The organism is Cupriavidus sp. 10L43_2 (assembly GCF_056395265.1).
In genome coordinates this window covers 114,147-129,587 of sequence record NZ_JBFTJE010000016.1, presented here as the reverse complement: position 1 = coordinate 129,587, position 15,441 = coordinate 114,147, and the positions used below count along the sequence as shown (strand labels likewise).

General features: G+C 68.3%; 12 protein-coding genes. 6 read left to right on the top strand and 6 right to left on the bottom strand.

The features are described from left to right. Positions 1-220: 220 nt before the first annotated feature. From AC1DEL_RS20900 to AC1DEL_RS20885, 4 genes are all read left to right on the top strand, one after another. Positions 221-1,714, top strand: a complete 1,494-nt coding sequence (locus AC1DEL_RS20900) for an efflux transporter outer membrane subunit (protein ID WP_477105599.1) — start codon at positions 221-223, stop codon at positions 1,712-1,714. After that, positions 1,711-2,889: an EmrA/EmrK family multidrug efflux transporter periplasmic adaptor subunit gene (locus AC1DEL_RS20895; RefSeq protein ID WP_477125410.1), complete on the top strand. Its 1,179-nt coding sequence runs from the start codon at positions 1,711-1,713 to the stop codon at positions 2,887-2,889. Before AC1DEL_RS20900 ends, AC1DEL_RS20895 begins: the two co-directional genes overlap by 4 nt. Before the next feature lie 7 nt (positions 2,890-2,896). Then, complete coding sequence (locus tag AC1DEL_RS20890; RefSeq protein ID WP_477159171.1) at positions 2,897-4,441, top strand: MFS transporter; 1,545 nt, start codon at positions 2,897-2,899, stop codon at positions 4,439-4,441. Between the two features lie 87 nt (positions 4,442-4,528). Further along, positions 4,529-4,969 carry a MarR family winged helix-turn-helix transcriptional regulator gene (locus AC1DEL_RS20885; protein ID WP_092295184.1) on the top strand — a complete coding sequence of 147 codons (441 nt, stop codon included), beginning with the start codon at positions 4,529-4,531 and terminating at the stop codon, positions 4,967-4,969. Between the two features lie 17 nt (positions 4,970-4,986). On the opposite strand, the gene AC1DEL_RS20880 is transcribed toward AC1DEL_RS20885, so the two are convergent. Genes AC1DEL_RS20880 through AC1DEL_RS20870 form a run of 3 tightly spaced genes read right to left on the bottom strand, consistent with a single transcriptional unit; the run spans position 4,987 to position 9,354 of the window. After that, positions 4,987-6,546 (bottom strand): DHA2 family efflux MFS transporter permease subunit, encoded by a 1,560-nt coding sequence (locus AC1DEL_RS20880; protein WP_441592505.1) that lies wholly within the window; start codon positions 6,544-6,546, stop codon positions 4,987-4,989. Positions 6,547-6,587: 41 nt separating this feature from the next. Beyond that, positions 6,588-7,835 (bottom strand): EmrA/EmrK family multidrug efflux transporter periplasmic adaptor subunit, encoded by a 1,248-nt coding sequence (locus AC1DEL_RS20875; protein WP_477125409.1) that lies wholly within the window; start codon positions 7,833-7,835, stop codon positions 6,588-6,590. 31 nt (positions 7,836-7,866) lie between these two features. Next, positions 7,867-9,354, bottom strand: a complete 1,488-nt coding sequence (locus tag AC1DEL_RS20870; RefSeq protein WP_092295193.1) for an efflux transporter outer membrane subunit — start codon at positions 9,352-9,354, stop codon at positions 7,867-7,869. Positions 9,355-9,659: 305 nt separating this feature from the next. On the opposite strand from AC1DEL_RS20870, the gene AC1DEL_RS20865 reads away from it, so the two are divergent. Beyond that, complete coding sequence (locus tag AC1DEL_RS20865; protein ID WP_454757623.1) at positions 9,660-11,252, top strand: ATP-binding protein; 1,593 nt, start codon at positions 9,660-9,662, stop codon at positions 11,250-11,252. On the opposite strand, the gene AC1DEL_RS20860 is transcribed toward AC1DEL_RS20865, so the two are convergent. Continuing rightward, on the bottom strand, positions 11,249-12,481 hold the full coding sequence (locus AC1DEL_RS20860) for a CaiB/BaiF CoA transferase family protein (protein ID WP_092295198.1): 1,233 nt from the start codon (positions 12,479-12,481) through the stop codon (positions 11,249-11,251). The genes AC1DEL_RS20865 and AC1DEL_RS20860 overlap by 4 nt on opposite strands. A 2-nt stretch (positions 12,482-12,483) precedes the next feature. Then, positions 12,484-13,275, bottom strand: coding sequence for an enoyl-CoA hydratase/isomerase family protein (locus tag AC1DEL_RS20855; RefSeq protein WP_092295200.1), 792 nt, complete (start codon positions 13,273-13,275; stop codon positions 12,484-12,486). Positions 13,276-13,419: 144 nt separating this feature from the next. On the opposite strand from AC1DEL_RS20855, the gene AC1DEL_RS20850 reads away from it, so the two are divergent. After that, positions 13,420-14,397, top strand: coding sequence for a LysR family transcriptional regulator (locus tag AC1DEL_RS20850; protein WP_477125408.1), 978 nt, complete (start codon positions 13,420-13,422; stop codon positions 14,395-14,397). A gap of 38 nt (positions 14,398-14,435) precedes the next feature. On the opposite strand, the gene AC1DEL_RS20845 is transcribed toward AC1DEL_RS20850, so the two are convergent. After that, on the bottom strand, positions 14,436-15,416 hold the full coding sequence (locus tag AC1DEL_RS20845; protein WP_477125407.1) for a Bug family tripartite tricarboxylate transporter substrate binding protein: 981 nt from the start codon (positions 15,414-15,416) through the stop codon (positions 14,436-14,438). Positions 15,417-15,441: the final 25 nt, after the last annotated feature.

The following is a 15,441-nucleotide window of genomic DNA, read 5'->3' as shown; positions in this document are numbered from 1 at the left end:
TTGAGAATCGGGGGTGAACGACAGTGCGCTTGTTGCTGGTTCCCATTGAACAACGAAAACACCCGCAGGATTGGTGCCTCTCCGGCAACACCGTGCGCGCCGGCGGGGCACTACCGGCGTGCGGGGCCGACCGCTACCTTTGGTATCAGGCAACCGGCCTGTCGTCGGGGCCGATGTTCAGCCCCGGCCATGTCGTCCGGGCGAAGGTTGCGGAGAAGCAATGATGGCGAAGCCAAAGACGCGTACCGTGCCGGCCTGGGTATGCCTTGGCGTGTTGGGCGCAGCGGTATTCCTGCCGGGCTGCGCCGGCATGAAGGGGCTCAAGACCCAAGCTACGGTCGATGACCCCAACCGCCTGGCCGCCACCGCATCACTCGCCGACACGCCCCTGTCGCCGGCCGCCTGGCCGGACCGCGCATGGTGGGAAGGCTTCGGTGATCCGCAGCTCACCGCGCTCGTGGAAACGGCACTGGCCGGGCAACCCACGCTGCGCATCGCCGCCGCGCGGGTGCGTCAGGCCGATGCGCTCGCCGGCCGCTCCGAAGCCGCCTTGTATCCGCAGGTCAACCTGGACGCGCGGACCACGCGCCAGCGCTTCAGCGAGAACGGCCTTGTGCCACCCCCGCTCGGCGGCAGCTGGAAATGGGCCAGTGACGTGCAGCTCGGTCTCGGCTACGAACTCGACTTCTGGGGCAAGAACCGCGCCGCGTTCGACGCCGCGCTGGACCGCGTGCGCGCCGCCGAGGTCGACTACCACGCAGCGGAACTGATGCTGACCACCTCCGTCGTGCGCACCTACCTGCGGCTCGATGCCGCCTACGCCCAGCGCGCGCTGACCGAGCAGACCTACCGCCAGCGCCAGAACACGTTCGACCTGACACGCCGGCGCGTGGATGCGCAACTCGACTCGGCCTTCGACATGAAGCAGGCCGAAGCCGCCCTCCCCGCCACGCGCGAGCGCCTTGCCGCCATCAACGAGATCATCGCGCTGACCCAGAACCAGCTCGCGGCACTGGCGGGCAAGGGGCCGGATGCCGGCGCCGACATCCGCCCCCCGCAACTGCGCGACCGCTACGCGGCGGCGGTGCCGGCCACCCTGCCGGCCGAACTGATCGGCCGCCGGCCGGATGTGGTGGCGCAGCGTTGGCGCGTGGAAGCGGCGGGCCACGACATCCGCGCCGCCAAGGCCGAGTTCTATCCGAACATCAGCCTGAACGCCTTTGCCGGGCTGTCCAGCCTGAGCCTGTCCGACTTCTTTACCGCGGGCAGCCGCACCCTTGGCATCGGCCCGGCGCTATCGTTGCCGATTTTCGACGGGGGCCGGCTGCGCGCCAACCTCGGCGTCAGGCAGGCCGAGTACGACGCCGCAACGGAGCAGTACAACGCCACGCTGATTACCGCGCTGCACGATGTGGTCAACCAGCTGGTGTCCCTGCGCTGGCATGCCGAGCGCGCCGACGAGCAGCAACAGGCGCTGCGACTGACGCAGGAAGCCTATGACATGGCCGTGTCGCGCTATCGCAGCGGCGTGGGCAACTATCTGCAGGTGCTGTCGGCCGAGGGCCAGGTCCTGCAACAGAAGCAATTGCTGATCGACCTTGAAACCCAGGAGCGTACGTTGCACCTCGAACTGATCCGCGCGCTGGGCGGCGGGTATGACACCGCGACAGCGCCGGCCCAAGGCGCCGGTGCGGCCACCCGGAGCGCATCATGAATCCCGCCAGCCAGCCCACGCCCGCGCAAGCCACCGCCGCGCCGCCCGTCGACCTCCGTCCGGCACGGCGCCGGCGCATCGCCGGCGGCGTCCTGCTCGTCCTCCTGCTTGCCGGCGCCGCCGGCTATTGGCTGCAATACGGCCGGGAACAGGTTTCCACCGAAGATGCCTATGTCGAAGGCAACGTGGTGCAGGTCACGCCGCAGGTCAGCGGCGTGGTCACCGCGATCCTCGCCGACAACACGGATCTGGTCGCCTCGGGCGTGACGCTGGTCGAACTCAATGGCGTGGATGCCCAGCTGGCGCTGGCGGCCGCGCAGGCCCAGCTCGCCCGCACGGTGCGGCAGGTGCGCGGGCAGTTTGCCGCAGTCGGCCAGGATCGCGCCAATGTGGAACTGCGCACGGTCGACTTGGCGCGGGAGCAGGAGAACATGACGCGGCGCTCGGCGCTGGTCGCCAGCGGGGCGATCTCGGGCGAAGAACTGATCCATGCGCGCCATGCTGTACGCGCCGCACAGGCCGCCCTGACCATGGCCAGCGAGCAGCTCAAGCGCAACCAGGCGCTGGTCGAGCGGACGTCGGTGGGGTCTCACCCCGATGTGCTCGCCGCCGCCGCGCAGGTGCGCAATGCCAGCATCGCCCTCTCGCGCACGCGCATCCTGGCGCCGGTGGGGGGCGTGGTGACCAAGCGCTCGGTGCAGGTGGGGCAGCGCGTCAGCCCGGGCGTGTCGATGATGTCCGTGGTGCCGCTGGATCACCTGTGGGTCACGGCCAACCTGAAGGAGTCGCAGTTGCGCGATATCCGCCTCGGCCAGCCGGTGACGCTGACCACCGACCTGTACGGCCGGCGGGTGGTGTACCACGGCCGGGTCATCGGGCAGGACGCCGGCACCGGCAGCGCGTTTGCGCTGCTGCCGGCGCAGAACGCCACCGGCAACTGGATCAAGGTGGTGCAGCGTGTGCCGGTGCGCATCGCGCTGGACCCGGCGGAAGTGACGGCCCACCCGCTACAGATCGGCTTGTCGATGAAGGTCGCCGTCGATACGCGCGCCCGGGACGGCAAGCGGCTGGTGGCCATCGACGCCTCCAGCCAGAACTACCGCACCACGGTGTTCGCGGACGAACTGGCGCGCGCCGAAGCGCACGTGCGCCGCATCATCGACGACAACTCCTAGGCGCGCCATGACCTCCGCCATGCCTTCCGCCATGCCCTCCGCGCCTCCCCGACGTCTCCTGCTGACGATAGGCGCGCTGACCACGATCGACTTCCTCCAGAACGGCATGGTGGCCTTCTCCGCCGCGCCGATCATGGGCGAGATCGGCRCGAGCCCGGACCAGTACAGCACCGTCGCGGCGGCCTACGCCAGCGTGGCGGTGGTGGTGATCGCGCTGCAGCGCTGGATCGTGGAGCGCGTGGGATGGCGGCGCTACGTCCAGGGGTCGCTGATGGCGGCGGCGCTGGGGGCGCTCCTGTGCGCCCATGCCGACAGCTACGAGACCTTCCTGGTCGCCCGCATGGTCATGGCGCTCGGCTGTGCCGGCATGGTGACGTCGTCGCGGCTGACCGTGAACCTGATCCCGCCCAGCCCGGCGCGATTCTTCGGCATCAAGGCGCTGGCGTCCGGCGTGTGCTGCGGCATGGCGCTGGCACCCTGGCTGGCCTCCGCCATCGTCAGCGCGGACCGCTGGCCGCTGATCTTCTGGCTGGTGGCCGGGTGTACGCTGGCGCTGCTACCGGCCACCAGCGTCCTGCCGGAGGCCACGGCGCCGCCCGCGCAACGCTCGGACGCCCATCCGATTCGGCTGGCCGCGCTGGCCGTGGGCAGCTTCCTGGTCCTGTATGTGCTGCAGCGTTCCTACTACGATTTCTACGCGGACCGGCTCTGGCTGGTGATCGGCGCCATCGCGGGCGGCACCGCCCTGCTCGGCTTCATCTGGACGGAGTCCCGCAGCGAACGTCCGCTGCTGCGGCTGCGCCATCTGGTCGAGCCGCGTTACCTGTGCGGGCTGGCGCTGTTCACGTTCTGCTACGTCACGCTGGGCGCGAATGGCTACCTGCTGCCCATTGTCCTGCAGCGCTCGCTCGGGCATGCCTGGTCCACCGCCGGGCAGTTCTATGCGATGGGGTTGTCGGCGGGCGTGCTCACCTGGCTGACCGTCTCGCGCCTGCTGCCGCGCTGGCCCAGTCCGCGCAAGTACTTCGTCGCCGGCTTTCTGTCGCTGGCCATCTCGGCCTGGATGATGAGCCGGATGCCACCCGCGCCCGACCTGTGGGGCCACGTGCTGCCGGCGCTCGCGTTCTACGGGGTCTTCATCATGATCCTGATGCCGGTGACGGCCATGCAGACTTTCAGCGGCGTGGCGCACAACGAGTCCGTGTTCTCCAACGCGCAGCAGACCAAGAACATGCTCGGCCAGCTCGGCCAGGCGCTGGGCGTGACCATCGCCACGGTGGGCCAGCAATGGCTGACCACGCGGCACTACAGCACGCTGCATGACACCATCCACCTCAACAGCCCGCAGTTCCAGGACGCCCACGCGCGCTTCACGGCGGCGATTGCCGCGTCGTCCGATCCGGTGCGCGCCGCCGAACTCGCCACGGCGCAGATCGCCCAGGTGCTGGCGCAGCAATCCGCCCTGCTGGCCAATCTTGACCACTTCCGCGCGCTTGCCGTGGTGGCCGTGCTGGCCATCGTCGTGAGCCTGACCCAGAAGGTGATCCGCTGAGCGCCCCGCTTGCTGGCCTCGGCGCACGCCCTTCCCATTGACTGACGCATCAGATACATTGACGGCTCCTGGCTTTTCCGAGGCGCCGTGAAACACTACAACCGCGAGAACTTCCGATTGACGCAGAGCGTTGGCTTCCATCTGAACAAGGCCCGCAACGGGCTGCTGATGGAGATCGACGCGGCGCTCCGTCCGCTGGACATCACCGGCCAGCAGATGGGCATCCTGCTGTCGCTCACGCAGGGCGCGGCCAGCACGCCGCTGGAGATCAGCAAGCTGCTGGAGATCGACACCGGCCTGATGACGCGCATGCTCGACAAGCTGGAGAGCAAGGGCATGCTGCAGCGGCAGCGGAGCGAGGCAGACCGGCGCGTGGTGAACCTGATCGTGACCGACAAGGGCCGGGACGTGGCCAGCCGCGTGCCCGACATCGCCCCGGATGTGCTGAACCACCGCCTGCGCCATTTCTCGCGGGAGGAGTTCAGCGAGTTCCTGCGCCTGCTGCACAAATTCTCCGAAGCCGCCTGAGCAGCAAGGGGTGGCCCTCAGTGGGCCGCCGCAGCAGCGCTCGACATCTTGCCCTTCGCAGGCCGGGTCAGCCAGATCAACGGGATGATGGCGACGAAGATCACCGCCGAGACCCAGAAGATATCGTTGAGCCCGAGCATGATCGCCTGCGCATTCATCCCCCGTTCGAAGAACGCCACGGCCTGGTCCGGCGACAGATGCATGGCCGTCTGGATCGACTCGAGCGCGGTCGTATAGAGCGGATTGCCCGGGCCGGCCTGTTCCGCGAGCCGGGCGTGGTGGAGCACCGCGCGATCGTTCCACACCGTGGTGGCCAGCGACGTGCCGGCCGCGCCGAAGAAGACCCGCACGAAGTTCGACAAACCAGCCGCAGCCGGAATCTTCTCCGGCGGCAGGCCGGAGAGGATGATGGCCGTCAGCGGCACGAAGAACAGCGCCATCGGAATGCCCTGCAGCAGCGTGGGCAGCACCAGCGTGAAGGTATCCACGCCGGTCGTGTATTGCGAGCGCATGAAGAACACGGCGGCAAAGCCCAGGAACGCCAGCGTCGCCAGCACACGCAACTCGGCCTTCGGCAGCAGCTTGCCGACCACCGGCGCCAGCAGCACGGCAAAGATGCCCAGCGGCGCCGTGACGAGACCCGCGTTGACCGCCGGATACGCCAGGTACTGCTGCATCCACTGGGGCAGCACCACGAGGTTGGCGAAGAACAAGGCAAAGCCCACCGAGATCGCCGCCGTGCCCGCCAGGAAGTTGCGGCCCTTGAACAGGCGCAGGTCGATGATCGGGTCAGGCTCGGTCAGCTCCCAGATCACGAAGAACACGAAGCTGAGCAGCGCCACCACCCCAAGGCCGATGATCACGGGCGAGGCGAACCAGTCGAGATCCTTGCCCTTGTCGAGCATGATCTGCAGCGACGCCACCCAGGTAATCAGCGAGGCCAGGCCGACCATGTCGATCGGCAGCTTGCGCACCGGTGATTCGCGGTCGCGATAGACCGCCCAGGTCACGGCGGCGGCGAACAGCCCCACCGGCACGTTGATGTAGAAGATCCACGCCCAGGAGTAGCTGTCGGTCATCCATCCGCCCAGCGCCGGGCCGGCAATCGGCCCCACGGTGGCCGTCATGGCCCACAGCGCCAGCGCCTGCGAACTCTTCTCCTTCGGAAACGAGCCGAGCAGGATGGCCTGCGACAGCGGAATCAGCGGCCCGGCCACCGCGCCCTGCAGGATGCGCGCGGCCAGCAGCGCGGTCAGGTTCGGCGCGATGCCGCACAGCCATGACGCCAGCACGAACAGCAGCAGCGAGCCGACGAACAGTCGGATCTGCCCCACGCGCTGCGTGAGCCAGCCGGTCAGCGGAATGGCCACGGCGTTGGCGGCGGCGAACAGCGTGATGACCCACGTGCCTTCATGGACGGACACGCCGAGGTTGCCGGAGATGGTCGGAATCGCCACGTTGGCGATCGACGAATCCAGCACGTTCATAAAGGTGGCGAGCGCCACGGCAAAGCTGCCCAGCACCAGCCTGCCGCCGGTGAGCGGCGGGGGCGGCTGGAAGGGGGTCGCGGTAGACATGATGCGGCTCCGGTTGCGGTGATGGCTGGGGGATGGCTGGGTTACGACGCGGTGCGCGCGGGGGTCTCACGCTTGCGCGCCGCGCTTTGCTCGCCGCCCTGCCCCCGGTTGCGCGTGATGATGCGGTCGATCTCGGCATCCGCTTCGGCGCCGTACTGCCGGAACACGTCCGTGCTGTACGTGGTGCGGACCGGGGCGGCGTTGCGCGTGGGGTTGCGTGTGGCGTCCAGGGCATCGCCACGCGCCTTGGTTTCCACATCCACCTGCATCGACAGCCCGATCTGCAGCGGATGGGCGCGCAGCTCGGCCGGATCGAGGGCGATCCGCACCGGCAGGCGCTGCACCACCTTGATCCAGTTCCCCGTGGCGTTCTGCGCCGGCAGGGCCGAGAACGCGCTGCCGGTACCGGCCGAGAAGCCGACCACCTTGCCGTGGTACGTCACCGTGCTGCCGTAGAGGTCGGCATGCAGTGCCACCGGCTGGCCGATGCGGATGTGCTTGAGCTGGACTTCCTTGAAGTTGGCATCCACCCAGACGCCGTCCAGCGGCACGATGGCCATCAGCGGATTGCCCGGCGCCACCCGCTGCCCCACCTGCACGGAGCGGCGCGCCACATAGCCGGTGACCGGCGCCGGCAGCGTATTGCGGGCATTGGCGAGGTAGGCGTCGCGCACGCGTGCGGCGGCGGCCTCCACGCTGGGGTGGTCCGCCACGGCGGCCCCGTCGGTCAGGGCATGGTTCGAGGCGAGTTGCTGGCGGGCCGTCTCCAGCGCGGCTTCGGCGGACTTGACCGCATCGCGGGCATGGGCGATGTCCTCGACCGCCACGGCGCCGGACTCGGAAACCGCCGTGCGGCGGCGCAGATCGTCACGCACGCGCGCCACATCGGCCTCCCGCTGCCGCACGGTGGCGGCCAGCACATCGTTGTTGATATAGAGCGCGCTCACCTGCCGCACGGTCTGGCCCAGCGCGGCCTCGGCGTTGGCCAGCGCAATGCGGGTATCGGCAGGGTCCAGCGTCACGACCGGCTCGCCGGCGCGCACGACCTGCGTGTCGTCGGCATTGACCGACACCACGGTACCGCTCACCTGGGGCGTCAGCTGCACCAGATTGCCGTTGACGTAGGCATCGTCGGTATGTTCGTGGAAACGGGCCACCCCGTAGTAGTAGGCGCCATAGCCTGCGGCGGCCAGGAGCGTGGTCAAACCCAGCAGCGCCAGCAGGCGCTTGCGGGAAGACTTCGGCGCGGTGGCGGACGGCTTGTCAGCGGAGGAAGGAGTCGAGGTCATGAGAGGGTCTGTTATCGAAGGAAGGGGGCGATCAGCGGGCCGCCGCTGTCTGTTGGGTGTGGGCGACGGTCTCGGCGGTCTGGGCGGTCTGGGCGGTCTCGGTGTACCCACCGCCAAGCGCGGTAGCCAGCGCGATCTGCCGGTCGCGGCGTTGCATGCGCAGGTTGGTCACCACCTGGCTGCTGGCCAGCGCCGTGGTCTGGGCGTTGAGCACGGTCAACTGCGTGGTCAGGCCGCCCTGGTACTGGGCCATCGCCAGCCGGAGCGCGCGCTGCGCGGCCTCGTCGGACCGCGTGGCGTTGACCAACTGCGCGTCCACCGCGCGGATATCGGCCAGTTGCGTGGCCACATCGGTCAGCGCCTGGATCAGCGTGTCGTTGTAGTTCGCCACCGCGAAGTCGAACTCGGCATAGCGCCCCTTGAGCTGCGCACGCAGCGCGCCGCCGTCGAAGATCGGCAGATGGATGGCCGGCCCGGCCGATGCCGTGCGGCTCGCCGCGCGCAGGAAGCGGCCCCAGCCAAAGGCATCGAGGCCGATGGCCGCACTCAGGTTGATATCCGGATAGAACTCGGCCTTGGCCACCTTGATGTCGTGCGTGGTGGCCTCCACGCGCCAGCGCGCGGCCACGATGTCCGGGCGGCGCGAGACGAGGTCGGCGGGCAGGTTGGCCGGCAGATGGATCTCGTCGCCCACGCCAAGCGTGGGACGTGCGATGGCCAGGCCGCGATCCGGCCCCTGCCCGAGCAGCGCGCCCAGTTGATAGCGGGTGCGCTGGATATTGCCTTCCAGCGCGGAGACACTGACTTGCGCGGCGGCCAGATTGGCCTCGGCAGTGCGCAGCTCGACTTCGGTATCGAGCCCCATCTTCACCCGGCCCCGCGCCACGCGCAGCACTTCGGTGCGCTGGCCGACTTCGTCGCGCGCAATGTCGAGCAGGGCGTAGAGGCGCCCCAGCTCGTTGTAGCTGCGGGCGATGGCGCTCGTCAGCGTCAGGCGCACCTGCTCGGCTTCGGCCTCGCTGGCGTGCACCGTCGACACGGCCGAGCGCAACGCCTCACGGTTCTTGCCCCACAGGTCCAGCTCGTAGCTGGCGCCGAGGAAGGCCTTGTTTTCCGATTGCCAGCTGCCGGCGAACGCGGGCGGGATAAAGGTGCTTTCGGTCAGGCGCTGGCGCGTCCAGCTATAGCCGGCCCCCACCTGCGGCAGCGTATTGGCGTTGGCGGTTTCGCTGAACGCCACCGCCGCCGCCACGCGGGCGCGGGCCTTGTCGAGTGTCGGGCTGTCTTTCAACGCCTCCGCGATCAACGCCTTGAGTTGCGCATCCCCGAACTGGTCGGCCCAATCCGCCGCGGGCCATCGGCCCTGCTCCGCCGGAAGGCTCTGCGTGGTGGCGTATTGGCCGGGCTGCGCCATCTGGCGGTCGCTTCGGATGCCGGCATAGTTCGCACAGCCCGCCAGCACCGCGACCACGAGGGTCGACAGCACTGGCCCGGCCAGGCGACTCACCCCGCGCGGCATTCCCTTAGATTGCTCGAACATTATCTGACCTGTCAGTTAATCATGCAAAAAAGTGGCGCAGCGTGGGCTTTTCGTACAATTTGGCCGTGCTGCGCGTTATTTGCCTGAACAATAATTGACAGGTCAGAAAAAAACAAGCCTTAATTGGACTTTGTGCGTGCACGGTGACGAAGGCGGCAATAAATGCCTGATATGTCACTTATGTGGCAGTAACGTGTCCGTCATCTCAGTCGTTCCGGTTTAGCGCTACCATCTGAACCGAATTCCCGCCGCAGAACATCAGATTCGCACTTCCCGTCCTACCCATGCCCCACGCCCTCGAAGTCCCCCTGTCAACCGTCGACAAATGGCAAGACATTGTCAATCTGCTCGCCGAGATCATGTGCGTGCCGTCCGCGCTGATCATGCGGACCAAGGCACCCAATATCGAAGTGCTGGTATCGAGCCATTCGGAGGGCAATCCTTATGAGGCGGCCGAAACCGCCCCGCTGGATACTGGGCTGTATTGCGAGACCGTGATGGAGACCCGCCAGCCGCTGCTGGTGCCGGATGCCCTAGCGGACGTGGACTGGAATGCCAACCCGGATATCAAGCTGGGCATGATCTCGTACATGGGGCTCCCTATCAGCTGGCCCGATGGCGAAGTGTTCGGCACGATCTGCGTGCTCGACCGGAAGAAGAACGCCTACAGCAACCAGTTTCTCCGGCTGCTGTCGATGTGCCGGGACATCCTGCAAGCCGACCTGAACATGCTGATGGCCTTGAGCGGCCAGCTTGCGGAAAGCCAGGCCAGGATCCGGCGCCTGGTGGACGCCGACATCATCGGCATCTTCCTCTGGGAGGTGGACACCCAGGTCATCGTCGAGGCCAATGACGCCTTCCTGCGGATCGTCGGCTACGACCGCGAGGATTTGCGGTCGCGCGGCATGCGTTGGACCGCGATGACCCCGCCGGATTGGCTTGAGGTGGATCTGCGAGACCGGTTGCCGGTACTCAAGCGCAGCGGCCGCCTGCAACCGTTCGAGAAGGAATATTTCCGCAAGGATGGCAGCCGGGTGCCGGTGATGATGGGCGTGGCCCGGTTCGAGGACGGCGGCAAGGAGGGGGTCGCGTTCGTGCTGGATTTGACCGAACGCAAGCTCGCCGAAGCCGACGCCCGCGAAAGCGAGCGCCGTTACCGGGAAACCCAAAGCGCGTTGGCGCACGTCAACCGGGTCACGACCATGGGGCAGCTCACGGCCTCCATCAGCCATGAGCTGAAGCAGCCGATCGGCGCCTGTGCGATGAACGCCAGCGCGGGCCTGCGCTGGCTCGCGGCGCAACCGCCGAATCTGGAAGAAGCGCGCCTCGCCTTCGAGCGGATCAACAAGGACGCCCGGCAGGCCAGCGACATGATGAGCCACATCCGCGACCTGTTCAAGAACGCCCCGCTGCAAAAGGAGGGGGTGCAGATCAACGAGGCGATTCGCGAAGTCATTACCCTGACGCGCGGCGAAGTCGTCCAGCATGGCGTGGCGGTGCAGATGCAGCTCGCGGAGGATCTGCCGCCGGTCAAGGGGGATCGTGTCCAGCTGCAGCAGGCCATGCTGAACCTGATCATGAATGCCGTGGAAGCGATGAGCGCCGTGGACGACGGCCCCCGGGAACTGACGATCCGCACCGCCGCCGATGCGGGACATGCCGTGGTGGTGACGGTACGCGACTCCGGACCGGGTGTACCGCCCGAGCACGCGGTGCGGCTCTTCGAACCGTTCTGCACGACGAAGTCCAGCGGCATGGGCATGGGCCTGACGATCTGCCGATCGATCATCCAGGCCCATGGCGGCACCCTGGAACTCTGCGAGAACGAGGCGCGTGGCGCCGTGTTCCGGTTCACGGTGCCCACGCTCGACGCCTAGCGCGCGTTCCCGGCAATCATCGCCGTAATCTCGGCGGCGTCCATCCCCGTCTCCCCCAGCACCTCGGCCGTGTGCTCGCCCAGCGCCGGCGCCGGGCGGTGGATCGCGGTCGGCGTTTCGGAGAACTTCGCCGTCGGCCGGATCTGGCGGATCGGCCCGACCACCGGATGCGTGGAGTCCTCGAACAAACCCACTTCGCGCAGATGCGGATGCGCCGGCAGGTCGTCCAGGCCGTAGATCGGCGTGGCGGGGATGTCCATCCGCTCGCACATCGCCATCCATTGCGCCGTGGTCCGCTCGGGCGCCAGTTCGCGCAGGTGGCCGTACAGCGCCTGGATATGCGCATTGCGCGCGCGCCGGCTGGCGATGTCGTAGCGGCTGGCGAGGTCGTTCCGGCCCACTTCGGCAAAGAAGGCATGCCAGTGCTTCTCGGTGTACGGCAGCAGACTCATCCAGCCGTCGGCGGTGCGCACCGGCTTGCGCCCGCCGCCGAGCAGCCGCGCGTAGCCGGCCTTGCCCGGGTTGTCCGGGAACGTCATGCCGCCCATATGCTCGGTCAGCACAAAGGCGGTCATGGTTTCCAGCATCGGCACCTCCACGTACTGCCCCGCGCCATGCCGCTCGCGATGGAACAGCGCCGCCAGCACCGCGTTGGCCACCGCCAGCCCTGTGGTCTTGTCCGCGATCAGGCTCGGCATGTAGTCCGGCGCGGCACCATCCCCCGACGCCGCCCCCACGAAACCGCACGCAGCCTGGATGATGTCGTCGAACGCCGGCTTGTCGCGGTGCGGCCCGTCCTGGCCAAAACCGGTGGCGGCGCAGTAGACGATGTCCGGCTTCAGCGCCGCCACGGCGGCGTAGCCCAGGCCAAGCCGCTCGATGGCGCCGACGCGCATGTTGTGGATCAGCACGTCCGCGGTCGGGATCAGCCGCTCCAGCGCCTCGCGCCCGGCCGGGCTTTTCAGGTCGAGCACGATGGAGCGCTTGTTGCGGTTCAGGGCGAGGAAGATCGAACTCATGCCCACGTGGTGCACCACGCCGTTGGCGCGCATGAGGTCGCCTTCGGGCGCCTCCACTTTGATCACGTCGGCGCCCATGTCGGCCAGCAGCTGCGTGGCCATCGGCCCCAGCACGACTGAGGACAGGTCCAGCACCCGCACGCCATGCAGCGGGCCGATGGCGGCCGGCGCGTTGGGCGTCGATCGATCGCTCTTGGCAGTCCGCTCCATGCTCAGCGCCCCTGGAATTGCGGCAGGCGCCGCTCGGCCATCGCCGCCACGCCTTCGCGGAAGTCCTCGCTGGCGAACTCCTTCAGCTGCGCCGCCAGCTCCTGCCGGTTGCCCTCGACGATGCGGTCCGCCAGCCCCTGCCGCAGCGTGGCGCGGGTGCTGCGCACAGCCATCGGCGCGGAAATGGCGATCTCCGCCGCCAGTGCGTGGGCTTGCGCCAGTTCATCGCCGGGCTCGGCCAGCACATCGGCCAGCCCGATCTCGACGGCACGCGCGCCATCGATGCGCCGGCCCGTGTAGAACAGCAGTGCCGCCTGCTGCTCGCCGATCAGGCGCGGCAGCGTCACGCTGAGGCCGAAGCCCGGATGGAAGCCGAGCCGGTTGAAATTCACGCTGAAGCGCGCGTCGCGGCTCGTCACGCGGAAATCCGCAACCAGCGCCAGCCCCACGCCGGCGCCAACGGCCGGGCCATGCACGGCGGCCACGATCGGCTTGGCCGTGCGGAACAGGCGCATGGCCTGCCGGTAGAACGGGCTGGGGTCGCGCGCCACGCTGCTGTCCTGCGCGCCGAAGTTGGCGCCGGCGCAGAACGCCTTGCCCTCCGCCGCCAGCACGATGGCGCGGCATTCGGGCGTCTCGTCGAGCGCGGCGAAGGCTTCGGCCAACTGCGTCATGCACGCCTCGTCCACATAATTGTGCGGCGGACGGCGCAGCGTCACCTGCGCCACATGGCCTGTCATGGCGACCTGGACCATGTCGGTGGAAAGCTCGGACACGGGACGTTTCGTATGCATGGGGGTGTCTCCTTCGGTTGGATGGCGCCGATCAGGCGCACGAATAGTGGGTTATGTCTGGATCGATATACACTGCGGGGGTCCACCGGACGCACCCCGCCAGGGGCGATGCCCGGCCTCAACTTACAAAATCTAGGGACATCGATGGAGCAAGGAGACAGCCTCGCCGGACCGGGCGACACCACGGGCGGCCGACGCCTGCCGCTCGCGGACCTGCGCAAGAAGGACCTCAACCTGCTGGTGGTGCTTGCCGCACTTCTGGAGAGCAACAGCGTGAGCGAGGCCGCCAAGCGGCTCGACAGCACCCAGCCGTCCACCAGCCGTATGCTGGAGCGACTGCGCGACGAAATCGGCGATCCGCTGCTGATCAAGAGCGCGCTGAAGATGCTGCCCACGCGCCGCGCCCAGGAACTGCAGCCGCTGCTCGAAAACGTGCTGCGCCAGATCGAGCAAATCTACACCCAGGCGGCCGACTACGATCCGGCGCTGGAAACCGGCTCCTACGCCATCGGCATCAACGACTCCCTGCAGGCCGTGATCGCGCCCGGCTTCCTGGAGGCGCTGCGTCAGACCGCGCCGCGTGCGCGCGTGCGCATGCAGCCGGTGCCGATGCCGAGCGGCGTCAGCGCGCTGTCCAGCGGCGCCATCGACGTCATGGTGGCCTTCCACCCGGCCGAGGAGCACGAATCGCTGCGCGCGGAGCTGCTGTTCAACGCCCAGTTCGGCTGCCTGTGCGCCACCGACAATCGCCAGATCGGCGACCATCCCACGCCGGCCGACCTGACGCCGCTGCCCTGCCTCGATGTCTCGCAGTTCGGCCTCGTGACCAAACTGATCGACCGATACTTCGGCGCCCACGGCACCACGCGCAACATCGTCGGCACGCTGACGAGCTATCTGGCCGTGCCGGACGCCGTGGCGGGCACCGCCATGTACGCGATGGTGCCCGGCTACCTCGCCCCGCTGCTGTGCCGCCATCCCGGCGTGCGCTTCGCGCCGGTGGTGGACCCGCTGCTGACCGTGCCGGTGCACCTGTGCTGGCACAACAACGTCCACACGCACCCCTTCGTGTCGGTGCTGCGCACGCTGCTGACGCAGGCCGCCGCGCCGCTGGCGCACTGACGTCCCGGGGTGTTCATGGCGGCTGCGCCCCATCGCGGCTACTCCGGACGGATGCCCGCCGCCTGCGCCACCCGGCGGAAGCGCGCCATCTCGGTCTGGTGGAAGCTGCGCATCGCGTCGGGGTCGTAGGGCATCAGGCTCGACCCCGAACGCGCGACGTAGGCGGCGGACTCCGGCGTCTTCAGGATGGCCTGCATCGTCGTGGCCAGCCGGGCGACGATATCGTCCGGCGTCTGCGCGCGCACGTAGAACGACACCCAGCTGTACTGGATGTAGTCCGGATAGCCGCTCTCGCGCACCGTGGGCACGTCCGGCAGCTCCGGATGCCGGCGCTCGCCGGACACCGCCAGCGCGCGCAGCTTGCCCTGCTTCAGCAGCGGCAGCGCGCCCCCGGTATCGACCAGCGCCAGGTCAAGCTGGCTGCCGAGGATGTCGGACATGATCTGCGCCTGGCCCTTGTACGGGATATTGGTGAAGCGGATGCCCGCGAGCGAGCCGAACCAGACCGCCGCGAGCTGGTAGCCGGCGGAGTAGGTGCCGACGTTGAACGGCCGCTCCTGCTTCTTCGCGGCGGCGGCCAGATCGCCCATGGTCTTCAGCGGCGACGTCAGCGGCACCACGAACACATTCATATTGCGGCTCAGGCCCGCCACCGGGCGCAGATCGGCGACGGGGTCATAGGGCAACTGCTTGATGACGAGGGGATTGACCGACATCGGCGAATTGCTGGCCAGCAGGATCGTGTAGCCGTCCGCCGGCGCGCTCTTGAGCACCTGGATGCCGATGACGCCATTGGCCCCGGGCCGGTTCTCCACCACGACCGCCTGGCCGAGTTCGCGCGCCAGCGCCTCGCCGTAGAAGCGCGCCGAGGCGTCCGAGCCACTGCCGGGCGTGAACGGCACGATGATCCGCAAGGGCTTCGAGGGGAAGTCCTGCGCGCGCTCGCCCGCCTGCGCCGTCGGCGCGTAGACGAGCAGCGTGGCGGCCACCCCGGCCAGCATCGTCTTCAGCCATGTCATGGTGTCTCCCCGTGTGTCGTCTGAA